Here is a 20,700-nt window from a genome sequence, read left to right as displayed (position 1 = left end):
TACGAAAAGTGGCTGCGCTCGCCGACTTTTGGTACAAACCCTAGGGTCACTCGTGAGTAAACCCAGGTGTGCGCTTATCGATAAAGGCAGCCATGCCCTCTTTCTGGTCCTGGGTAGCGAAGGCCGCATGGAACAGCCGCCGCTCGAAGCGTACGCCTTCGGCCAGGCTGACTTCGAAGGCCCGCTCTACGCTTTCCTTTACCATCATGCTCATGGGCAGGGATTTTTCAGCGATCACGGCGGCCACCTTTAAAGCTTCCTGCAGCAGCTCGGCGGTGGGAACGATACGAGCCACCAGCCCAGCACGCTCGGCCTCCTCGGCACCCATCAAGCGGCCGGTAAGGCACAGTTCCATGGCCTTGGCCTTACCGATGGCGCGGGTGAGGCGCTGGGTACCGCCCATGCCCGGAAGCACCCCCAGGTTGATTTCCGGCTGCCCGAAGCGGGCGTTGTCCGCCGCCAGAATGAAATCGCACATCATGGCCAACTCGCAGCCGCCGCCTAACGCGTAACCCGCAACCGCAGCGATCAGGGGTTTACGGCGGGCAGCGATGCGGTCAGCTTCACGGAACAGGCCATCCACATAGATACCTGGATACGTGAGCCCGGCCATTTCCTTGATATCCGCACCGGCGGCAAAAGCCTTTTCCGATCCGGTCAACACCACACACCCGATGCCAGGGTCTTGGTCAAAACGGTCCAGCGCCTGGTTCAACTCATCTACCACTTGGGCATTCAAGGCATTGAGTGCCTGCGGGCGATTTAGAGTGAGCAGCCCCACACGCCCATGCACCGCCTGCACAATGGTTTCAAACTCGGACATCACATGCTCCTTTATTGAGGGTTAAGCCAGGCTTTCCACCGCCACGGCCGTGGCTTCGCCACCACCAATGCAGATGGCGGCCACGCCGCGTTTCAGCCCGCGATGGCGCAGAGCTGCCACCAGCGTAACAAGAATGCGTGCGCCTGAGGCACCAATCGGGTGTCCCAAGGCGCAGGCACCGCCCCGTACATTCACTTTTTCGTGGGGCAGCTCCAGCCGCTGCATGCACGCCAGCGCCACCACAGCGAAGGCTTCGTTGATCTCGAACAGGTCGACGTCTGCCAGCGACCACCCCGTACGTGCCATCAGGCGGTTGATGGCCCCGACCGGCGCCAGGGGAAACAACGCGGGCTCATCAGCGAAGGCCGCGTGGCCTCGAATCATCGCCAGCGGCTCAAGCCCTTGTGCCTGGGCCTGGCTTTGGCGCATCAGCACCAGCGCGGCCGCGCCGTCAGAGATTGAACTGGCGTTGGCCGCCGTGACCGTACCGCCTTCCCGGAAGGCCGGCTTCAGGGTAGGGATTTTCTCGGGCCTGGCCTTGGGAGGCTGCTCATCCTGGTCGACGAGCTGGCTCACCTTGCCTACCTGTACCGTCACCGGCACGGTTTCCATCGCAAACTCCCCCGCGTGCATGGCGTGTTGTGCACGCGCCAGTGAGGCCAAGGCGTAGGTGTCTTGGGCCTGGCGACTGATGCCTTCGCCACTGGCACAGTCTTCGGCGAACGTGCCCATGAGACGGCCAGGCGTATAAGCGTCTTCCAAGCCGTCGAGGAACATATGGTCAAGGATGGTCCCATGCCCCATGCGGTAGCCCTGGCGTGCCTTGGCTAGCAGGTACGGCGCGTTGGACATGCTTTCCATGCCGCCGGCGACCACCGTGGTGGCGCTGCCTGCGATCAGCCGGTCGTGGCCGAAGATGACGGCCTGCATACCCGACCCGCACATCTTGTTCAACGTGGTGCAAGGCGTCGTCTTGCTCAAGCCTGCGCCCAGCGCGGCCTGGCGAGCCGGCGCCTGGCCAAGGCCGGCAGACAGCACACAACCCATCAGCACCTCGTCGACAAACTCAGGCGCCACCCCGGCTCGCTCCACGGCAGCGGCAATGGCTGCGCTACCCAGCTGGGTGGCGCTCAACCCACTCAACACCCCTTGAAGCCCACCCATAGGGGTACGGGCAATACTAACGATCACAACCGGGTCATCATTCATCGTGTGGTACTCCTTCAGCGCGCGGCCATACGCAGGGCGCCGTCCAGGCGAATCACTTCGCCATTGAGCATGTCATTAGCGACAATCTGAAGGGCCAGGGCGGCGTACTCGGCCGGCTTGCCCAGGCGTGGTGGAAACGGCACGGCTGCGGCTAGCGACGCCCTTACGTCGTCAGTCATGCCAGCCATCATGGGCGTCTCGAACAGCCCCGGGGCAATGGTCATCACACGGATGCCATGCCGTGCCAGCTCCCGTGCCGCCGGTAGCGTAAGGCTGGCCACAGCCCCTTTGGAGGCGGCGTAGGCGGCCTGGCCGATCTGCCCGTCGAAGGCCGCCACCGACGCCGTATTGATGATCACACCCCGCCCACCGTTGGCATCGGGCGTATTGTTCGCCATCACCGCTGCCGCCAGGCGCAGCAGGTTGAAGCTGCCTATCAGGTTTACTTGTATTACCTTGGCAAACGCCTCCAGCCCATGAGGGGCATCACGCCCCAGTATGCGTTCGCCCAGCACGATACCGGCACAGTTGACCAGCCCATGAACTGCGCCAAAGGCCTCCAGGGCCTTGTCCACGGCCGCCTGTGCTTGAGCAGCATCCGTGACGTCCGCCGCTACATGGGGCATCCCTAGGGTGCCTGCCATGGCCGCGACTGCCGCCGCGTTCAGGTCTACCAGCACAACCTTCCCTCCGGCCTCAACCAACGCCTGTGCAGTCGCGGCCCCCAACCCTGAGGCCGCCCCACTGACGATGAAGCTGTTGTTCCGAATATCCATGGAGCGCTCCGCCAGGTACGAGAGGCTTGATGCTCGGGCTAAACACAGCCACGCACAATAGCCCCAGCGCTCACCTGCCTTGAGCGGTTTGGCCAGTACCCTGGATGAGCGCCCGGTAGTGGCCGGGGTTGCAGCCAAACCACTGCCGGAAGGCCCGGTAGAACGAACTCTCATCGGCAAAGCCCAGCCGTTCGGCCACCTGCCCAATACTGCACCCCTCTTCCGCTAGCCAGGCCACGGCGCGGGCTTTGCGTACACTGGCCTTTAGCCGCTGAAGGCTCTGCCCCTCCTGCGCAAGGCGCCGGCGCAATGTAGCTACCGAAAGGCCGTAGCCGGCAGCCAACGCTGGAGCATCTGGCCAATCGGCCGCTCCCGCAGCTTGCAAGCGCTCGCGTACGCGCTGCGCCAGGCCGCCGGTGTTTCGATACCTGACCAGCAGGTTGCCAGGTAACTGAGCGCAGAAACCGTGCAGGTCGGCGTCGGCGCGTCGTATCGGCTGATCGAGGCAGTCGGCAGAAAATACCAGCCGCGTGTGGGGTTGCCCAAAGCGCAGGTTGTCGCCGAAGAAGCGCCGGTAATCGTCGCAGCACTCGGGGGCCTGGGCTTGCAGGTCAACGGCGAGGATGGGCACCCGGCGCCCCGCCAGCCAACAGGTGAGGCCATGCACGATCATCCAGAAGGTGAAACAGGCGAACGGGCGCGTCGGTGCTGTCGACTCGCTGAAGCAGACCTGGGCCAGGCTGTGTTGCTGCTCAAGCACTGACGAAAGCCCCAGCATCAGGCGCAGACCTTCAAGCGCCAAGGTCAGGCCTTGGGCTACGCTGCCCTGGCCCTGTGCGGCGCGCCAGACAAAGGCCAGGCTGCCCACCGGCAGCGCCCGAGCACCCATGTTGAAGAATTCATCGTCGAGCCCTTCGGCCAGCGCACGCCACAGTGAAGCGTAGGTACCGACCGGCACCCTGGCCTGAGCATTTTCCAGCCAGGCCATAGGGATGGCCGCCTGCGAAAGGGCCTGTGCGGCATGCGCTTCGGGGCTTGCCAGCAGTGCTTCGCGCACCAGAGCGATAGAGATGGTGTCCTTGGTCACAGGGGTATGCCTGGGCTATAAGGCGTCCATGGTAGAGTGCGGCAGCCGGAAAGTCAGTGCTGAACCCTGAACCGCTTTGCTGGTCCTGCCTTGTATCCCCTGCCCAAGGAACGTTGCAATGCGCCTGCGCCTGATCGCCTATGCCCTCGCCGGGCTGTTCGCTTCCACTGCCCACGCGGCAGACACGCCCCCGGTCTACGGGGCCCAACTGGAAGGGTTCGAGTACCCCTACACCTTGCAGCATTACCGCTGCGAGTCTCAGGGTACAACCCTCCAGATGGGCTACATGGATGTTGCCGCTGCGGGCAAAGCCAACGGCCACACCCTTGTGCTGCTGCACGGCAAAAACTTTTGCGCGGCGACCTGGGAGGCCACCATCAAGATACTGACAGGCGCCGGTTACCGGGTCATCGCCCCAGACCAGATAGGTTTCTGTACTTCAAGCAAACCAGAGCATTACCAGTACAGCTTCCAGCAACTGGCCAGCAATACCCACGCCTTGCTCAATGAACTGGGCATCAAGGAAGCCGCTGTGCTGGGCCACTCTACTGGCGGCATGCTTGCCACTCGCTACGCCTTGATGTACCCGGAAGACACCGAGCGCCTGATGCTGGTGAACCCTATCGGGCTGGAGGATTGGAAAGCACTGGGCGTGCCCTACCGCACCGTGGATGACTGGTTTGCTCGAGAAACCAGGCTGACGGCCGACAGCATCCGTGATTACGAGCGCAAGACGTACTATGGGGGCCGCTGGGCACCCGCCTACGAGCGTTGGATAACCATGCTGGCGGGCCTCAACCAAGGCCCTGGCCATAACGTGGTGGCGTGGAACTCGGCGTTGATCTACGACATGATTTTCACCCAGCCTGTCGTCTATGAGCTCGACCGCCTCAAGGTACCGACACTTCTGCTCATCGGCACCGCCGATACCACGGCCATCGGCAGCGACATCGCTCCACCTGAGGTCAAGGCCAAGCTCGGGCACTATGACGTACTGGGCAAACAGGCCAGCCAGCGCATTCCTGGGGCAACCCTGGTGGAGTTCCCAGGCTTGGGCCACGCCCCGCAAATGGAGCAGCCAGACCAGTTCCACAAGGCTATGCTGGCCTGGCTGGCCCAACCTGTTCCTGCCCTTGTCGATAAACAGGAGTAACCCGTGAGCGAACTGCGCATTGCAGTACTGGATGATTGGCAACGTGTGGCCCAAGGGGTGGTGGACTGGAGCCCTTTGGCGGCGGTGGGCCAAGTGGTGTTTCTCCACGATTACCCTGCCGATGAAGACACCCTGGCTGAACGACTGGCGCCCTATGGGGTGATCTGTGTGATGCGTGAGCGCACGCTGTTCAATGCCGACCTCATTCGCCGCCTGCCAAACCTCAAACTGCTGGTAACCGGAGGCATGCGTAATGCGGCCATCGACCTCAAGGCAGCAGCAGCGCAAGGCATTACAGTCTGTGGCGGAGACAGCTACCGCCAGGCGGCACCGGAGCTGACCTGGGCGCTGCTCATGGCACTCAGTCGCAACCTGGTGCAGGAGGCTCAATCCGTACGCACGGGCGGGTGGCAGACAAGCCTGGGTAGCGACTTGCACGGCAAAACCCTAGGCCTGCTAGGCCTTGGCAGCATAGGTGGCACTGTGGCCGGCTATGCGAAAGCCTTTGGTATGCGGGTAATCGCCTGGAGCGAAAACCTCACGGAGGAACGCGCGCAGGCGGCTGGTGCGCAGCGGGTTAGTAAGCAAGCCCTGTTTGAACAGGCCGATGCCGTGAGTATCCACTTGGTGCTCAGCGGCCGCACCCGCCACTTGGTAGATGCTCAGGCCTTGACCTGGATGAAGCCAGGCGCGCTGCTCATTAACACGTCACGCGGGCCTATCGTGGATGAGCACGCCCTGATCGCGGCGCTTGAAGCCGAACGCTTGGGCGGCGCAGCACTGGATGTGTTCGATCAGGAGCCTTTGCCTGCTGACCACCCGTTCCGCCGGCTGCCCAAGGTGCTGGCAACGCCCCATATCGGCTACGTCACCGAAAACAACTACAGGGCCTTCTTTACGGCCATGATCGAAGACATCATCGCCTGGCACCAAGGTCGCCCGGTACGTGTACTAAGCGCGCACTAGGAGCAGGCTGTGCTGCTTAACGTTTTTCGCTTGGCTGGCCAGGTGTCGAGGCCGGTGCAGGAAAGCGCTGCCCATTGCCGATACCTCCATTCTCCAGCGTAGGCGGCCGACCTTGGGAGGCCGCTGGCCGGGCCGGGTTGCTGGGTACTGTGCCCTGCCGGCTATTGGGATTGATGCGCCGTATAGGGCTGCCCATCGGGTTAGCGTTGACCCCAGGCCGGGCTTGAGGCTGGCCAGACGGTTGTGCCGGTGCTGCACAAACGGCCGGCACCACCAGTACCCACATCAAGGCAGACAAGATCAACCGTGCACGTTTCATGTGGTCTCCTCGAATGGGTCGAACGCAGGGGCGCTTGTCGGGGTCGCAGTAGCACTGTTTACGGAGGTGGCCATGAAAGCCCTACTGCTGTCGTTGCTGTGTCTGAGCCTTGGTGCCTGCGCCTTGTTCCCGCCCAGGGACCCATTGGTAGTGCAGGTGGCGGGTATCAACCCGGCCCCCAGTGCCGACCTCGAATGGCGCCTGCAGGTACAGTTGCGCGTGCAGAACCCAAACCGCGAGGCTATTGATTATTCCGGGGTAGCCCTGGCATTGCAGTTGAACGGCCAGCCGCTGGCCAGCGGCGTCAGCCCGGCACAAGGCACGCTGGCCGGGTACAGTGAAGCATTGATAAGCGTACCGGTCACGGTGTCGGCTTTTTCCGTGCTGCGCCAGGCGGTTGGGCTGGCCAGCCTTCAGGTAGGGGAAGGTATGCCTTACCGAGTGGATGGCAAGCTGGATACACCTGGGTGGTCAGGCGCTGTGCGCTTCACCGACAGCGGTAAGCTGGACACGCGCCTGTTGTCGCCGCAAGGGCCGAAGCCCTGAGCCTAGCGAGCCGCACTCATCAGTTTGTTGACTTCGGTGCGCACAAGACTGGCATAGTCGGGCGGTGACATCTGGTCGAGCTCCGAGCGTACCCACTCTGCCCACTTCCCCTTACGGCGAGGTTTTTCACCAATCAGCCGTGCGGCCTCGGCCTTTGCACGGCCCAGGTTGGCCTTCCAGTTTTCGAAATGGCGAGCCTTTTCAGTCTCAATGGCCAAACGTTCATCGAATGACTTGTTGGCAAGATTCAAACTCATGCACCCTACCTCCTGGGATTGTTCAAAGCCGCGTAGTCTACACCTCTCTGCAACTTTCAGGGCTGCAGGCAATCCGATTGACCACAGCCGCAAACGAGGAAGCCGCCATGGCCCGTAAACCTTCTAACCCTTTGATGGATGAGCAAATCATGGACCAGGCGTTCAGTGAACTGGCGGCCTTGGTGAATGAATCCGAAGCCTTGCTTGAAGGCCGTTCCGGTTACCCGCGTGGCCGTGCAGCACGCCGACAACTGGACCAGGCAATGCAACAGGCCTCGGTACTGGTGCGCCAGCTAGGCGAGCGTGCGGCGCCTGCGCTGCAAGGTACAGAGGCCTATGTGAGGGCCAACCCGCTCAAAGCGCTGGGCATTGCTACAGCCGTGGGTGCCATGGCGGCGATGCTGATCAACCGCCGCGACTGACCCTTTCACGCCCCCCGCTTACTGCGCCCATGCCTGCAACTGCGCCAGGCAGTCGGGCGCAAGCGTAATGCCCTCGCGCAAGGCTGCTTGCCGTTGGCGATGGCGCCGATCACCGGCTAGGCGGCTTACACCCGCCTCTGTCATCTGTTGTACCAAGTCACGCGCACGCGCCGCGAACCGGTTGCCCCCGGTTTTTGAAGGGTCGATTACAATCATCAACTGGCCCGTCCAAGGCGTCTTGGCGCCGGGGTGCTCTGCCCAATCGAACTCGAATGAAAAATGGCCGCCGGTCAGTGCAGCGGCCAGCAGTTCCACCATCATCGACAAGGCCGAGCCCTTGTGACCCCCGAATGGCAACAAGGCCCCACCGTCCAGGACCGCACGAGGGTCTTGCGTAGGCTGCCCGGAAGCGTCTACGCCGGCACCTTCCGGCAGGTCATGTCCTTCCCTGGCTGCAATCTGTACATCGCCATGGGCCAGCGCGCTGGTCGCCATGTCAAACACCAATGGCTCGCGCCCCTCACAGGGGGCTGCGAACGCAATAGGGTTGGTGCCAAAGACGGGGCGCACAGCACCGTGCGGCACCACGCAGGTCATGCTATTCACCACGCTCAAGGCCACCAGCCCCTCTTCAGCCAAGGGCTCCACATCTGGCCACAGCGCCGCGAAATGGTGGGAGTTGCGGATGGCAAGCACCGCAATGCCCGCGCTCCTGGCCTTATGGGTCAGTAGCGAGCGCGCTGCCGCCAATGCCGGCTGAGCAAAACCGTTACAGGCGTCCACTGCCACTACCCCTGGCGCCACGTCCTCTACCACCGGCACCGCCGCCGGGCTCACCCAGCCGCTTGCCAGGGTGGAAAGATACCCCGCCATGCGGAACACGCCATGACTCTCTGCGCCGTCGCGCTGGGCGCCAGCACAGTTGGCAGCCAACACCGCTGCCACGGCGGGTGAGGCGCCGTGCTTGTGGAAGATAGTCGCCAGCAATGATTCAAGTTCGCTGTAGCTCAGGGTCAGTTCGTCCGGCACGGCTTTTACCTCTGTTTACCGCGGTTTCATGTAATCCGCACGTTTAGGTTATCGGCGGACCTTGCGCCGCATCACCCCATTGATGATAACGGCGACCACCGCTACCCCGATGGCCAGGTACTGAAACGTTTTCTCATCGATGCGCCCCTGAACTTGCAACCAAGACAGGCCCAGCATGATGGCGACGATCACCAGAGACAGCAGTAAGGAGTATTTCAGGCGTTGCATGTTTGTCATAAGGTACTCTTGCTTGTATCCAGATACTTACCAAGTGGAAACCAACACTGGGCAATATTTCTACCGCACCGGCGTCATAGTACCGCGCCCGCTCATGCAGTGCGGGCTTTACATCAAGAGGGCTATGCAATGTTGCGTCCAATCAGCTGGCTGATCCCAGTGCTGTTGACCGCCAGCCTTAGTGGTTGCTGGTTGTTTATGCCACCAGGCGGTGGCGGCGGTCATGGCGGTGGTGGCCACGGCGGCCCTGGCTTCACACAGCCTCGTTGAAGGGTGTTACACCACACTTCCAGACCAATCTATTCCCGCTTACTACGCCTTCCGTTGGAGTGCAGGCTCATTGGCTCACTTCAAGGAAGGCCCTCTCCATGCGTACTTCTCTTTTCACTGCAGTACTGTTTGCGAGCGTTGCGGCACCTGCAGCGGCGTTGTCTGTTCACACCTTGACCGAGACCGAACTGCGGGAAGCCAGTGCACGCCTGGCCGACCGCGCAGGCAGTTCACAATGGCAGCAAATGTGGTCTAGAACCCGTGCAGCGGGGCATTTCGAACCCGCAGGGCGCCAACCACGGTTCACCTTGCCCATGCGAGAGGTACCTGCGGTGGTGCGTCACACCCTCGTGGACCCTCATCAGGTTCAGGTACGAGGGCAGACACGTGTGCAATTGCGTAGGGACTTTTCTCCTCGGGTCACAGGGACAGCAGATGGCCAGGTACTGACGGCAGTGTGCCTGACCGTTGACTGGAGAGGTGCCCCAGACAGCACGCGAAATGCCCGCCCTGACGACTCAGCGCTCACCTTCGTCAGCCTGCACAGCACCCGACCCTGCCAATGAACATTTTCCTACGCAGCCAATGTTTGCTTCGGACGTAGCGCGGAGCATTTTCATGTGCGTTGGGCGTACATCCTGACGCTGCAGGAGGTCAGGGGGCCTGCGCAAAATGCATCACGCCACAGGGCACTCACGGATCCCTTTGAAAGGACTTCATCATGGATACTGCTGAATTAAACCAGGTTGATACCACACGCCTCCCGCTTTCTCTGCGCGCCTTGATCGATTGTGTCGGGGTGGAACATGCTTACCGCCTGACGCAGCTGTATGGTGGTCGGCCTCGCTACATTCCAAAGAACCCAGAACGCTCCGCGCTGGCCAACCTCCTGCCGCCCGCTGCCCTCGCCGCCTTGACGGCGCGCTTCGCCGGAACATCCCTGGAGATCCCCAAGGCTGACCATTTCGAACGCCAACTGCGCGATCGTCGTATTGCTGAGGAAAGCACCCAAGGGTGGTCACGTGCAGAGCTGGCAAATCGCTACGGATTGAGCCTGCGGCAGATCGGTAATATCCGCCGCAGCCAAGGCGCCATGCCTGCGTAGGCTTTCCGTCTTAACCCCATGTGCAAATAGCCGCACTGTAGCCGTGCGGCTATAAGTCGCTACCTCCACTTATGGAAAGGAAATCCATAATGTCTACGATCGACAACGAGCTGATTGGCTCGGTAATCAATGCGTTGCCCCTGGACCGTATGATTGCAGGCCCACTGCAAGCCATGATCCAGGCCCAGACGGCCGCTAGCAAATCCTATGCGGATTTCCTCTTGGGCGTATGCATCAAGGACGGCAAGGCCGTCGCGGTCAAGTTCGACTACGACGAAACGGTCACTGACGAAAACGGCACTTATAAAGGGACCGTTGCCAAGTCGATGCAGATACCGCTGCTGGCAGCGGTCACTCACCCCAATATCGCCATCAGCGAGGGTACAGTCGAGTTCGAGCTGACCATAACCCAAGCGGCGGAAGATGCCAGCGAGAAGAGCCACAGTGGCGAATTGGCCGCTTCGCTTGGCTGGGGACCGTTCAAAATGGCTGTCAAAGGCCAGATGAGTCACAAGAGCACACAAACCCGCAAGACAGATACGCGTGCTCGCTATGCGTTCAATACCAAAGTGGTTCGCCTGGAGCCGCCTGAGGCCTTGATGAGGGTAATGGATGCCTTGACCGAAGCGGCAGCAAAACCTGTCCGCCTGGGTACATCGACTCTGGACAGCGATGAGGCCAGGCTTGGTAGCAATTCCCTGGTGCCACCGACCACCGAAGCTGGTAAAGACGCTGTATAGCGCAGGCAAATGACACGGCACTCTAACGCCGAGGCCTATTCTGCGTGATCTGGTAACGCCGCTACTGCGGCGTTACCCCTTGCCAAGGAGACTCCCTGATGGGACTGTTTTCCAGAAAAGAACCCATGGTCTCCAGCGACCTGCGCGACATTACCCGGGGGCTGCATGAGGCCGCCAGCAGTGCCAATTCCCTCATCGCTCAGCAGTACATCAAACTCTTTGATCAATTCTTCGATTACGATCCAGACGACCTCGGAACCCCTATGCGGGCCAAGATGGTTGAAGTAGCGCTGGATGCCCAGCATTACATGCAGGTACCGCTGATCACACTGGTCGCGCCACGTGGGCTGGCCTTGGAAGCGATGAATGTCGACCTTTCTGTCAAGGTCACCGGAACCGAAGCCGAGGCGGTCACCCATGCCTTGGAAAACGGCGAACTTAATTCCGAACGCTTCTATGTGACGCTGGGTGGCTTGCGCCGAGACCCGGCCCAGCGCAACCCTGACGAAGTACAGATCAGTCTGAGCTTCAAAGCGTGTGATCCGCCAGAAGGCGTGCAGCGATTGCTAGAGGAATATACCCAGCTCATCACACCCCTGCGCAGATCAGCCCCCCTAAACCACACCTTTGCCTGACGAGGTGCAGGATGTGGAGCATTCCGGAGATTAGAAATCTTTCTTGTAAAACAGGTCCAGGGAACTCGCCACACCGCTGGCGGCTTCCAGGTATAACTGACGTGTAAGTGCATAGCGCAGTGCGACTGTACTGGCCGGTTCAAACACCCCTACGCCATAGCGCAGCGTCAGTCGGTCAGTAAGGTTTCCGCTGGCGACCACACTGGTTGTATTGCCACTACCTTGCGTGTCCAGTTGGAAATCCTGGATGCCCAGGTTTTTTGCCAGCGTCCCTGCAGTCGACGCACTGCCCATCAGGCCTAGGCCAAGCGCAGCTTGGGCCAGTACATTGTTGTCTCCGCCGTCACTGTTGAGCGGGCGGCCAAGAATCAGCCAGGACAACGCTTGCTCTTGGCTCATGGCAGGCTCGGCGAACACTTCGCTAGAGGGCTGCTGAACGCTGCCACTTAAACGAATACCCGCCGTCACATCGTCCGTTTGGCGAACGGCTTCCACGTCCAGGTAAGGCTGGTCCACAGGGCCGGTAAAGAACAGGCGTGCCCGGCGTATCGTGAGGCGTTGCCCATACGCACGATAACGCCCGTTACGCAGCTCCAAAGCGCCACGCGTGTCCAAGTCGTTACCGATGTGCAACCGCCCGGCAATGTCGGCCTGCAAGCCGAAACCGCTGAACGCCAGCTTCTCTTCCCCTACGATCACGTTGATGTCCATGGCCATGCCGGCCTGTACGGAGGCAGGTGCCTCTCGCCCTACCACTATCGTGTCTTGAGATACCTTGACTGTGGAGGGCGGTAGCTGGCGTACCGTCACAGTGCCTTTAGGAATGTTCACGGTGCCGCTGACGGCGAGCTTCTGGTTCGCCATGACCAGCCGAAGGTCTGCACCCGCTTCCACTTGGGCGTAGGGTGGCACGTCCACCGGTAGCTGGCTGGCACGTACGGCCATGTCCAGGCGCAAGGCCTGGCTCCAGTCCAACTCGCCTGCAATGGTGCCCTGCCCCTGCGCTCCGCTGCGCCAACCGCCCTCCAATTCCAGGTGGTCGCCACCCATGCGTGCCTGAAGGTTCAAGGCCTCGATGTTCAGGGGCAAGCCTGGCCCCGATACCCGGCCGTTGGCCAGGTTGAACAGGCCGTCTATACGAGGGGCCTGTAACGTGCCACCCAGTTGCCCACTGCCGTCAAGCTGGCCTGCAACCTGGTCTGCCTGTTCAATCATAGGCTGCAGTATCGCCAGGTCCAGGCCACCGAGGCTAAAGCTGCCACTCAACGCCTTTTGCCCGCCAAAGGGATCAACGCTGGCCTTCACATGCAATTGCCCCAGCCTGCGCCCCTCAAAATCAAGGGCATTGTCTACGTTGCGAGGCGTGATGTTACTGACCAGGCGTAGCGTGTCGTAGGGGAACCGTAACCGTTCCGTACCCTGCTGGGTGGACAGCGTTCCGCCGCTGATATCGACCTTCAGTTGGCCTTGTGGGCCAGCCTTGCCCATGTCCAGTTTCACGTCAGCGTTGGCGCTGCCTTCCCAGCTCAGGGTGTCAGGCAACCACGGCTGCAGGCTGGCCATGGGGAAATCATTGAGGTGCAGGCGAATGCGCGGTTCCGGGGCCAACTGCTGATTATCGGCACACAGGCTTGCACGCCCGGAACGCCAGCAATGGGCACCCAGCGTTACTGTACCGTCTGCCAGGCGCTGCAGCGAAGCGGGCGACTGCAACGCCCAGGCTTGGCCATGGCTGGCTATCCGGCTGCTACTCAATTGCCCTTTCCACGCCCCATCAAGCCAACTACCTGCTGCGGTCAGAGCCAGCACCAGTTCGGGCCCTTCCAAGCCAGCTTGAAGCGAATGCCGCTTGGCATCGCCGTTGCCTTTGAGCGACAACGTCCCAAGGCTGGTGGTACCGGCGGCCAGCCCTATACCAGTCAGGTTCAGGGTGCCCTGTTGCTGGCCGTCAAGCTGGGCGTCCAGAGACAAGCCACGAATGCGGTTGTCCTGCCAGGCCAACTGTTGCCCTTGCAGCACTAGTTTGCCCTGGGGCCGCACAAGGCTGCCGGCCAGGTTCAGTTGGCCTTTGACGGCGCCTGCCAGGCCAGGCCAAAGCTGATCCAGACGAGGTGCGGCGATGGCAAACATACCCTCCAAGCCCTCACTGCTACGACCGGAGCCCGTCAGGTGATTCAGCCCCATGCCCACATCCACGCCAGCCACCTGCCACTGGCTACCCTTGCCATTCACACTGCCTTTGGCATTGGCGGGCTGCCCGCGTAACTGGCCGGTGATTCCAAACTGTGCAGCCAGGTCGAGTATGCCGTTTTCCCAGCGGCCTTCGCTGGTGAGGGTGCCGCCCAGCTTCCCAGGCATTGCGGCCACCCAATACGCCGGGTTCAGGTTGGAAAGGCTAAGGTCAGCGCCCCAGGACAAACCCTCGGCGAACCCAAGCTTGAGCTGCCCTGCCAACTGGCCTTGCCCCGCCACCAACTGCAATTGCGGTAACACCACGCGCTGCGTGTCCCCACTGAACGGTGTGGTGAACGTGAATGGCCCGGCAGGCCCCTGGAAGTCACCGGCCAGGTTGCCCACGTAGTTGCCATGGCCATAACGAACCATAGCCTTCAGGTTGCGGGCGCTGACCGGGGGCGGCGAAGGCTGTGGATACAGGCTAGCCCAGGGAAAGTCGAGCCAGTCCAGGTTGGCCTCGGCCGCTAGCCCGTCGGCCCAGGTGGCGTTGCCGGTGATCTGCACACGGTGGGTTGCATCCTGAGCCAGGCTCAGCTCGTCCACCCTGGCGTGTTCTGCACTGACATTGCCCTTAAGTAGCAACGTCACCACGCCTTGTTCGCCCGGTAGATGTGCATCGCCCCGGACGGCATACCCATCCTTGAGATTGCCTTCAGCCTTCAGGGCAATCTGTTCCAGCGTCAGGGTCGCAGGCAAGGACTGCTCGGCCGTGAAGCGTTCGGCAGTCACGACCACCTGTGCTGGCAGGTGGTCCGCCAAAGGCTGTAGGGAGGCTGCCAGCGTGGCGTCCAGATAACCCGTGCTCTTGGCGGCCAGTGCGAGCGTGCTGGCAACCTCCCCTTTGAGCGTGCCTTGCAACTGCCACGCTCGTTTATCTACGGTAGGCAAGGCCAGGCTGAGCTGTGCATCCATTGGCCATTGGCCCTGTGGACGCAGGGTACCCTCCAGGCCCAGCCGCATGTCTCCATACATCATCTGTAATTGGCGCAGTTGCAAGCCTGCAGTGCCCCAGTTGGCCGCCAGGTTGACTTGGCTCAACAAGGGTTGCCCGGCGTAGTTGACCTGGCCGATATGGACCTCACCCAGCTCAAGGCTTACCGGCATATCCAGATCAGGCAGCTGGAATGGGCTGTTGCTCTCTGTGGCGGCTACGGGCGTGCCTGGCGTGACATTGACCTGTTCGGCGTGCAGATGATCGATACATAGGGTGAGCCGCCAAAGGCAGCCGGGTGTCCACGTCATGCCCAGGGCGATGACTTCAGCCTTCAGCCCGCCCGCCCCCGCCCAGCTCAAGCGGTCGGCTTGCCAATGGCCACCCAGCCGCCCTTCGAAGCCCTCGACCTCAAGGCCTGGCACCTTGCCCAGTATCCAGCGACTGCCCATCTGGGTAGTCAAAGCCGCTGTAACCGCCGCTAGCAGCACCGTGATCAGGCCAATGATGGTTAACCCTGCTCCGAGGGCCCAGCGCTTGCGGCGCGTCATAGTTCAGGCCCCATGGAAAAGTGCAGGTGCACGCCCCCGTCGTCGTCCAGGCCTTGGGCTATGTCTACCCGTATAGGCCCTACAGGCGATACCCAACGTACTCCCACGCCAACCCCCGTTTTCAAACTGGGCAGGTCCAGGCTGTTGAATGAATTGCCTTGGTCGATAAAAGCTGCCAGCCGCCATTTAGGCGCCACGCTGTATTGGTATTCAGCGGTTCCTGCCACCATGTAGCGGCCGCCGATCTTGTCGCCATCGCTGTTTTCCGGAGACAGGCTCTGGTAGTCATAGCCACGCACGGTCTGGTCGCCCCCGGCGAAGAAGCGCAGGGAGGGTGGAATGGCCTTGTAGCCATTGGTGGCGCTACCGCCTACCTGCAGCCGGCCAAGGAAACGGTGTTTCTCGAACACGGTGGTCAGCCCTCGCCACTGGACATTGCCGTGGAGCAGGTTGGCATCGGAGAGCAGCCCCTCCTTGGCCACCTGGGCATCGAATTCCAAGCGATAGCCATGGCTGGGGTCCACTTTATTGTCGCTGTGCAAGTAGCTATAACTGATGCCGGGCATAACCAGGTTACTCAAACCCGTGTCGTCACCCAGGCGATACTGTTCGCGCTGCCACTTCAAGGAGATGACCCGCTGCCAGCCACTGTCCAGCTTGGTATGCCATTCGGGGCCTAGCGTCAGCAGCTTGCTCAGGCTGTCGGTATCGGCGATTTCTTCATACTGGTAGCCGGCGGCATAGCGCAGCTTGTCCGTCAGGGGCGAGGCCAGGGGTACGTCATACCATAGGCCTACATTCTGCCGAGGCGCAGACAACTCTGCCTCGGCACCGTAGCTGTGGCCTTGCGGGTTGACCCAGTGGCGTGTCCAATTGGCCCTCAGCCGGGGGCCTACGTCAGTGGAGAACCCACCGCCCAGGCCTAGCGTGCGTGGGGCACGGGCCGTGAGCGCCACGTTTACCGGCACCACTTGCTTTTGAGCATTCTGGGGCGAAGCATCCACGGCGACGCCTTGGAAGTAGCCGCTTGTTTGAAGGTCTCGGTTGAGCTGCGCAACCAGGTCTGCGTTATAGGGGTCGCCTGCATGAAACGGCACCAGGCGCTGCAGCAAGCCCGGGTCTATGATCGAGTCGCCGCTGTAACGCACGTCGCCGAACCGATAGCGAGGGCCGCTCTGGTATTGCAGGGCAATGTCCGCAACGCCAGCCTCGGGGTCCACCCGTAGTTGCTGCTGCTCAAAGTGACCGTCGAAGAAGCCGAACCGTGAAGCCTGGGTCTGGATCAGCCGCTTGGCGTCCTCATAATGCCCATGATTGAGCGGCGCGCCCGGCGCCAGGGCATAGCTGCCTGGCACCTTGAATTCAGGCAGCGCCAACGCCGGCCCTTGCACCGCAATCACAACATCGCGCAGGTGAACGGGCGTTCCTGGCTTTACCCGCACGTGGAGGGTTGGCTTTTGGCCAGCCGTCACTTCGGTATCGACTTGGGCCTGATAATAACCCAGCGCTTCGGAGGCGCTATGGGCCTGGGCTTCAACGGTTCGGCGCATCTGCTGCAAGGCAGGTTCATCACGGTCTGCGACACTGCCGATATACGCCTCGATATTGGCCCGCAACGCAGCATCGGGCGGGGTCACGTCCACCTGAAGGCGGCTTTCTGCCGCGGCGTTTGCTGCCAGGCAGGCAAGTATCACACTGCCGCCCGTTCGTCCTGGATACCTCATGGGCGCGATCCTATCACGGATCCGCGCGCTAGCCTGCGCAAGCCGGCTCCGTTAGCATCTGCGTTTTTCTTGCAAGGTGGTCGCGTCATGAAAATCGTCTCGTTCAATATCAATGGCCTTCGCGCGCGACCGCACCAATTGGCTGCCTTGATCGAAAAGCACCGCCCCGATGTGATCGGGCTACAAGAGACCAAGGTGGCTGACGATCAGTTTCCTGTAGAAAGCATCCGCGACCTTGGGTATCACGTTCATATCCATGGCCAGAAGGGCCACTATGGCGTCGCGCTCCTGTCACTCAAGCCCCCGCTGGCGCTGGAAAAGGGTTTTGAAGGGGATGACGAGACCGCACAACGCCGGTTTATCCAGGGTCTGTATGAAGACCACAATGGCAACCCCATCACGGTCATGAACGGCTATTTTCCTCAAGGGGAAAGCCGTGATCACCCTACCAAGTTCCCCGCGAAGTCAAAGTTCTATGCCGACCTGCAACGGCTGCTGGAGGCTAGGTACCAGCCCTCGCAACCGGTGGTGGTAATGGGGGATATGAACATTTCACCTGAAGACAGCGATATAGGTATTGGTCCGGAAAACATCAAACGCTGGTTGCGCACGGGCAAATGCAGCTTTCTGCCAGAAGAGCGTGAATGGCTTGGGCGGCTAAGGCAGTGGGGCCTGGTGGATACCTGGCGCCACCTGAACCCTGACGTCAGCGACCTCTACAGCTGGTTCGATTACCGCAGCCGTGGCTTCGAGGACGTTCCAAAACGCGGCCTGAGAATTGACCTGATACTGGCCTCCACCGGGCTATTGCCTCGTGTGAAAGGCGCCGGGATCGACCATGAGTTGCGAGGCATGGACAAGCCGTCTGACCACGCTCCCATATGGCTGGAGCTGGCCTAAGGGCGGATCAGCAGTCACGGCCGATACCCGAATGTCGGTAGCCGCCAGGCCGCCCTTGGTTTCAACCGGCAGGGTGATAACGCTCCAATTCATGCCGGGCGATAGCGGCACGGTGTACTTCGTCAGGGCCGTCGGCCAGGCGCAGGCTTCGCTGCATGGCATACATATAGGCCAAGGGGGTGTCACCGCCTACCCCAGCAGCGCCGTGCAGCTGGATAGCCCGGTCGATCACCCGGAGTGCAATATTGGGGGCTACTACTTTTATCTGGGCAATTTCGCTGCGTGCCACCTTGTTGCCAACCGTGTCCATCATATAGGCAGCCCGCAACGTGAGCAGGCGTGCCATATCAATTTCCATGCGCGACTCGGCAATCAGGTCGCCGTTGCCCCCCAGCATTGCCAGGGGTTTGCCAAACGCCTCACGTGACAGGCCACGCCGGCACGCCAGCTCCAACGCTCGCTCGGCCATGCCCAGCGAGCGCATGCAGTGGTGAATCCGGCCCGGGCCCAACCGGCCCTGGGCAATCTCGAACCCCCTTCCCGGCCCTAATATCACGTTGCTCAGCGGCACTTTGACCTGCTCGAACAAGACTTCAGCGTGGCCGTGAGGCGCATCGTCGTAACCGAATACCGACAAGGGCCGGACCACCCTCAGCCCCGGCGTATCCATGGGTACGAGCACCATGGAATGCTGGCAATGACGCGGCGCACCAGGGTCGGTAAGGCCCATGAAAATGATCACCCGGCACCGGGGGTCACAGGCGCCGGATGTCCACCACTTGCGCCCGTTCAGCACCCAGTGGTCGCCCTTCTGGATCGCGGTAGCGCGCATATTGGTAGCATCGCATGAGGCAACATCCGGCTCGCTCATAGCGAAGGCCGAACGGATGTCTCCGCGCAACAGAGGCTCCAGCCACTGGCGCTTCTGCTCGGCTGTTCCGTAGCGCACCAGCACTTCCATATTGCCCGTATCAGGCGCTGAGCAATTGAAAGGCTCTGAGCCCAACACCGAGCGCCCCATCAGCTCAGCGAGAGGGGCATATTCAAGGTTAGTCAAGCCTGCCCCAAACTCAGACTTGGGAAGAAAAAGGTTCCACAAGCCCTCAATGCGCGCCTGGCGCTTGAGTGCCTCCATGGTCGCCGTAGGTTGCCACCGGTTACCTTGGGCCAGCTCTTGAAGAAACCGGGCCTCTGCCGGTACGACATGCGTGGACATGAAACGCGCAACCTGCGCGCGCAGTGCTTGAACCCGAGGGGAATACGCGAAGTCCATGTAACGCTCGCCTAAAACACAACTGTTGGCCGGAGCGAATGATCCTAGGGCGCACTCGTATCATTTGGCGAGCCTATTATCCTGGTATATAAACATTCATAAGCAACATCAAGCCCATCAGGGACAACAGTGAGCCGAGCATGAACCTGAGCAAGATCGACCTGAACCTGTTCGTCGTCTTTGATGCGATCTACACCGAAGCCAACCTTACCCGCGCCGGGCAGATTGTAGGCATCACCCAACCTGCGGTCTCCAATGCACTGGCGCGGTTGCGGGAAACCTTCAACGATCCGCTGTTCGTGCGCACAGCTCAAGGCATGGTGCCGACGCCCATGGCGCAGAACATTGTTGGGGATGTCCGAAACGCGTTGTCCCTGTTGCGCGTGTCTGTTCAGGAAAGCCGAGTATTCAACCCAGCTGATGCTGGCAAGACCTTTCGCATCAGCATGGCTGACCTCATAGAAGCCGTGGTGTTACCGCCCCTGATGCGCCGGCTTCGCCGCCACGCGCCGGCGCTGGTGATTGAAAGTTTCCTGTGCAAGCGGCGAGATACCACCAAGGAGCTGGCCGCAGGCCGGTTGGACTTTGCTGTAGATGCGCCGTTGAATACCGACCCGCAGGTCAGGCACGTGAAGCTCACAGAAGACCGCTATGTCTGTGCAATGCGCCGGGGCCACCCTCTGGAGGGCAAACCACTTACCCTTGAGGGATACCTGGCCCAAGGGCACATTCATATTTCCAGCCGCCGAAACGGGCTAGGTGAAGTGGACCTGGCACTAGGCAAGATGGGCCGGCAGCGCAAGATCACTTTGCGCTCCCAGCACTACATGATGGCGGCCCAGGTGCTGCAGCAGACGGACATGGTCATTACGGTGCCCGAACGTTTTGCCAGGCGGCATGACTTGCCATTCACCCCATTGCCTCTGCCAAGCGTAAACACCATAGAAACCCACTTGTACTGGCATGAAAGTACCGACCAGGACCCTGCCAACCGGTGGATGCGCGAGCAGATCATTGAGCTGTGCGCCGGCATCATGGCGCCGGAACAGGAGCCCTCCAGCCCTGCCCCGGTGCGTGGGTGAAACAAGTGTTACCTGTGGTCCGCCAACGTGGGTTGAACGGGTAACCTGGAAACACCTAGCGCCTACGCAGGCCCAAACCGCAATGCGGGGCTTTATTCAACCTGTTGAATTTATTGGCTTTGGGCAAGTTGGCACGCCGCCTGCTATATCTCTGGCACAACAACAAGAAAAACCCTGTACCCCATAATAAAAACAACACGAACGGCTCTGACATAACAAGAACAACCACGGCAGAGACGAAGCCAGCAGATTTTTTTGAGGAGGATGTGTTTTCCAGGGCTTTGCCCACGACTGACCACACAAGAATAAAACTGCCCTGAGGCAGCCGGTGCGAAGTTGGACTTGAGGTGAAGGCGGATCAGCGCTCAAAAAAATACGTTTGCTATTAGGCCTGACTGGGGCCTGCGATACCTGCACGGGCTCGCCGCTC

At 61.0% G+C, this 20,700-nt stretch carries 21 protein-coding genes; 10 read left to right on the top strand and 11 right to left on the bottom strand.

Annotated elements, in window-relative coordinates; all coding sequences use genetic code 11:
- Positions 1-46: 46 nt before the first annotated feature.
- From ACSAMW_RS00950 to ACSAMW_RS00935, 4 genes are all read right to left on the bottom strand, one after another.
- Positions 47-823 (bottom strand): enoyl-CoA hydratase, encoded by a 777-nt coding sequence (locus ACSAMW_RS00950; protein WP_500592247.1) that lies wholly within the window; start codon positions 821-823, stop codon positions 47-49.
- 21 nt (positions 824-844) lie between these two features.
- Entirely contained in the window at positions 845-2,032 is a 1,188-nt protein-coding gene (locus ACSAMW_RS00945; protein WP_500592246.1) for an acetyl-CoA C-acyltransferase, read from the bottom strand.
- A 14-nt stretch (positions 2,033-2,046) separates the two neighbouring features.
- Positions 2,047-2,808: an SDR family NAD(P)-dependent oxidoreductase gene (locus ACSAMW_RS00940; protein WP_500592245.1), complete on the bottom strand. Its 762-nt coding sequence runs from the start codon at positions 2,806-2,808 to the stop codon at positions 2,047-2,049.
- 70 nt (positions 2,809-2,878) lie between these two features.
- Entirely contained in the window at positions 2,879-3,895 is a 1,017-nt protein-coding gene (locus ACSAMW_RS00935; protein WP_500592244.1) for an AraC family transcriptional regulator, read from the bottom strand.
- 118 nt (positions 3,896-4,013) lie between these two features.
- Here ACSAMW_RS00935 and ACSAMW_RS00930 point away from each other — a divergent pair, with 118 nt between their 5' ends.
- On the top strand, positions 4,014-5,048 hold the full coding sequence (locus ACSAMW_RS00930; RefSeq protein WP_500592243.1) for an alpha/beta fold hydrolase: 1,035 nt from the start codon (positions 4,014-4,016) through the stop codon (positions 5,046-5,048).
- A gap of 12 nt (positions 5,049-5,060) precedes the next feature.
- Complete coding sequence (locus tag ACSAMW_RS00925; protein WP_500593930.1) at positions 5,061-6,014, top strand: D-2-hydroxyacid dehydrogenase family protein; 954 nt, start codon at positions 5,061-5,063, stop codon at positions 6,012-6,014.
- 16 nt (positions 6,015-6,030) lie between these two features.
- Here ACSAMW_RS00925 and ACSAMW_RS00920 read toward each other — a convergent pair whose 3' ends face one another.
- Positions 6,031-6,333: a hypothetical protein gene (locus ACSAMW_RS00920; protein WP_500592242.1), complete on the bottom strand. Its 303-nt coding sequence runs from the start codon at positions 6,331-6,333 to the stop codon at positions 6,031-6,033.
- Between the two features lie 72 nt (positions 6,334-6,405).
- On the opposite strand from ACSAMW_RS00920, the gene ACSAMW_RS00915 reads away from it, so the two are divergent.
- Positions 6,406-6,879 carry an LEA/WHy family protein gene (locus ACSAMW_RS00915; protein WP_500592241.1) on the top strand — a complete coding sequence of 158 codons (474 nt, stop codon included), beginning with the start codon at positions 6,406-6,408 and terminating at the stop codon, positions 6,877-6,879.
- A gap of 2 nt (positions 6,880-6,881) precedes the next feature.
- On the opposite strand, the gene ACSAMW_RS00910 is transcribed toward ACSAMW_RS00915, so the two are convergent.
- Positions 6,882-7,136: a hypothetical protein gene (locus ACSAMW_RS00910; RefSeq protein ID WP_168080591.1), complete on the bottom strand. Its 255-nt coding sequence runs from the start codon at positions 7,134-7,136 to the stop codon at positions 6,882-6,884.
- A gap of 107 nt (positions 7,137-7,243) precedes the next feature.
- On the opposite strand from ACSAMW_RS00910, the gene ACSAMW_RS00905 reads away from it, so the two are divergent.
- A complete protein-coding gene (locus tag ACSAMW_RS00905; protein ID WP_500592240.1) occupies positions 7,244-7,558 on the top strand; it encodes an ElaB/YgaM/YqjD family protein in 315 nt (104 codons plus the stop codon).
- An 18-nt stretch (positions 7,559-7,576) separates the two neighbouring features.
- Here ACSAMW_RS00905 and ACSAMW_RS00900 read toward each other — a convergent pair whose 3' ends face one another.
- Together ACSAMW_RS00900 and ACSAMW_RS00895 are read right to left on the bottom strand one after the other, a co-directional pair.
- A complete protein-coding gene (locus tag ACSAMW_RS00900) occupies positions 7,577-8,587 on the bottom strand; it encodes an Ldh family oxidoreductase (protein ID WP_500592239.1) in 1,011 nt (336 codons plus the stop codon).
- A 48-nt stretch (positions 8,588-8,635) separates the two neighbouring features.
- Positions 8,636-8,824: a hypothetical protein gene (locus ACSAMW_RS00895; protein WP_168080585.1), complete on the bottom strand. Its 189-nt coding sequence runs from the start codon at positions 8,822-8,824 to the stop codon at positions 8,636-8,638.
- Between the two features lie 368 nt (positions 8,825-9,192).
- On the opposite strand from ACSAMW_RS00895, the gene ACSAMW_RS00890 reads away from it, so the two are divergent.
- The 4 genes from ACSAMW_RS00890 to ACSAMW_RS00875 all read left to right on the top strand — a co-directional run bounded on the left by ACSAMW_RS00890 (position 9,193) and on the right by ACSAMW_RS00875 (position 11,574).
- Positions 9,193-9,660 (top strand): hypothetical protein, encoded by a 468-nt coding sequence (locus ACSAMW_RS00890; RefSeq protein WP_500592238.1) that lies wholly within the window; start codon positions 9,193-9,195, stop codon positions 9,658-9,660.
- Positions 9,661-9,815: 155 nt separating this feature from the next.
- Positions 9,816-10,199 (top strand): Mor transcription activator family protein, encoded by a 384-nt coding sequence (locus ACSAMW_RS00885; RefSeq protein WP_500592237.1) that lies wholly within the window; start codon positions 9,816-9,818, stop codon positions 10,197-10,199.
- Positions 10,200-10,288: 89 nt separating this feature from the next.
- Positions 10,289-10,939, top strand: coding sequence for a DUF2589 domain-containing protein (locus ACSAMW_RS00880; RefSeq protein ID WP_500592236.1), 651 nt, complete (start codon positions 10,289-10,291; stop codon positions 10,937-10,939).
- 98 nt (positions 10,940-11,037) lie between these two features.
- Positions 11,038-11,574 carry a DUF2589 domain-containing protein gene (locus ACSAMW_RS00875; protein ID WP_500592235.1) on the top strand — a complete coding sequence of 179 codons (537 nt, stop codon included), beginning with the start codon at positions 11,038-11,040 and terminating at the stop codon, positions 11,572-11,574.
- A 30-nt stretch (positions 11,575-11,604) separates the two neighbouring features.
- On the opposite strand, the gene ACSAMW_RS00870 is transcribed toward ACSAMW_RS00875, so the two are convergent.
- Together ACSAMW_RS00870 and ACSAMW_RS00865 are read right to left on the bottom strand one after the other, a co-directional pair.
- Positions 11,605-15,291, bottom strand: a complete 3,687-nt coding sequence (locus ACSAMW_RS00870) for a translocation/assembly module TamB domain-containing protein (RefSeq protein ID WP_500592234.1) — start codon at positions 15,289-15,291, stop codon at positions 11,605-11,607.
- Positions 15,288-17,015, bottom strand: a complete 1,728-nt coding sequence (locus ACSAMW_RS00865) for an autotransporter assembly complex protein TamA (protein WP_500592233.1) — start codon at positions 17,013-17,015, stop codon at positions 15,288-15,290. Before ACSAMW_RS00865 ends, ACSAMW_RS00870 begins: the two co-directional genes overlap by 4 nt.
- An 87-nt stretch (positions 17,016-17,102) precedes the next feature.
- Between ACSAMW_RS00865 and xthA the strand changes: the two genes are divergently transcribed.
- Positions 17,103-17,915 carry an exodeoxyribonuclease III gene (gene xthA / locus ACSAMW_RS00860; RefSeq protein WP_500592232.1) on the top strand — a complete coding sequence of 271 codons (813 nt, stop codon included), beginning with the start codon at positions 17,103-17,105 and terminating at the stop codon, positions 17,913-17,915.
- Positions 17,916-17,976: 61 nt separating this feature from the next.
- Here xthA and ACSAMW_RS00855 read toward each other — a convergent pair whose 3' ends face one another.
- Positions 17,977-19,188 (bottom strand): acyl-CoA dehydrogenase family protein, encoded by a 1,212-nt coding sequence (locus tag ACSAMW_RS00855; protein WP_500592231.1) that lies wholly within the window; start codon positions 19,186-19,188, stop codon positions 17,977-17,979.
- Between the two features lie 140 nt (positions 19,189-19,328).
- On the opposite strand from ACSAMW_RS00855, the gene ACSAMW_RS00850 reads away from it, so the two are divergent.
- A complete protein-coding gene (locus tag ACSAMW_RS00850; protein ID WP_500592230.1) occupies positions 19,329-20,270 on the top strand; it encodes a LysR family transcriptional regulator in 942 nt (313 codons plus the stop codon).
- Positions 20,271-20,700: the final 430 nt, after the last annotated feature.

The sequence above is a fragment of the Pseudomonas sp. AB39(2026) genome (assembly GCF_059831485.1).
The sequence above is the reverse complement of the archived record's forward strand: the minus strand, read 5'-3'. Positions and strand labels throughout refer to the sequence as shown.

Bases quoted from the DNA above. Each gene is read 5' to 3' on its own strand.
- ACSAMW_RS00870 (WP_500592234.1), bottom strand. From the start codon at position 15,291: ATGACGCGCCGCAAGCGCTGGGCCCTCGGAGCAGGGTTAACCATCATT.
- ACSAMW_RS00885 (WP_500592237.1), top strand. From the start codon at position 9,816: ATGGATACTGCTGAATTAAACCAGGTTGATACCACACGCCTCCCGCTT.
- ACSAMW_RS00875 (WP_500592235.1), top strand. From the start codon at position 11,038: ATGGGACTGTTTTCCAGAAAAGAACCCATGGTCTCCAGCGACCTGCGC.
- ACSAMW_RS00865 (WP_500592233.1), bottom strand. From the start codon at position 17,015: ATGAGGTATCCAGGACGAACGGGCGGCAGTGTGATACTTGCCTGCCTG.
- ACSAMW_RS00910 (WP_168080591.1), bottom strand. From the start codon at position 7,136: ATGAGTTTGAATCTTGCCAACAAGTCATTCGATGAACGTTTGGCCATT.
- ACSAMW_RS00940 (WP_500592245.1), bottom strand. From the start codon at position 2,808: ATGGATATTCGGAACAACAGCTTCATCGTCAGTGGGGCGGCCTCAGGG.
- ACSAMW_RS00855 (WP_500592231.1), bottom strand. From the start codon at position 19,188: ATGGACTTCGCGTATTCCCCTCGGGTTCAAGCACTGCGCGCGCAGGTT.
- xthA (WP_500592232.1), top strand. From the start codon at position 17,103: ATGAAAATCGTCTCGTTCAATATCAATGGCCTTCGCGCGCGACCGCAC.
- ACSAMW_RS00880 (WP_500592236.1), top strand. From the start codon at position 10,289: ATGTCTACGATCGACAACGAGCTGATTGGCTCGGTAATCAATGCGTTG.
- ACSAMW_RS00950 (WP_500592247.1), bottom strand. From the start codon at position 823: ATGTCCGAGTTTGAAACCATTGTGCAGGCGGTGCATGGGCGTGTGGGG.
- ACSAMW_RS00945 (WP_500592246.1), bottom strand. From the start codon at position 2,032: ATGAATGATGACCCGGTTGTGATCGTTAGTATTGCCCGTACCCCTATG.
- ACSAMW_RS00890 (WP_500592238.1), top strand. From the start codon at position 9,193: ATGCGTACTTCTCTTTTCACTGCAGTACTGTTTGCGAGCGTTGCGGCA.
- ACSAMW_RS00915 (WP_500592241.1), top strand. From the start codon at position 6,406: ATGAAAGCCCTACTGCTGTCGTTGCTGTGTCTGAGCCTTGGTGCCTGC.
- ACSAMW_RS00920 (WP_500592242.1), bottom strand. From the start codon at position 6,333: ATGAAACGTGCACGGTTGATCTTGTCTGCCTTGATGTGGGTACTGGTG.
- ACSAMW_RS00930 (WP_500592243.1), top strand. From the start codon at position 4,014: ATGCGCCTGCGCCTGATCGCCTATGCCCTCGCCGGGCTGTTCGCTTCC.
- ACSAMW_RS00905 (WP_500592240.1), top strand. From the start codon at position 7,244: ATGGCCCGTAAACCTTCTAACCCTTTGATGGATGAGCAAATCATGGAC.
- ACSAMW_RS00850 (WP_500592230.1), top strand. From the start codon at position 19,329: ATGAACCTGAGCAAGATCGACCTGAACCTGTTCGTCGTCTTTGATGCG.
- ACSAMW_RS00895 (WP_168080585.1), bottom strand. From the start codon at position 8,824: ATGACAAACATGCAACGCCTGAAATACTCCTTACTGCTGTCTCTGGTG.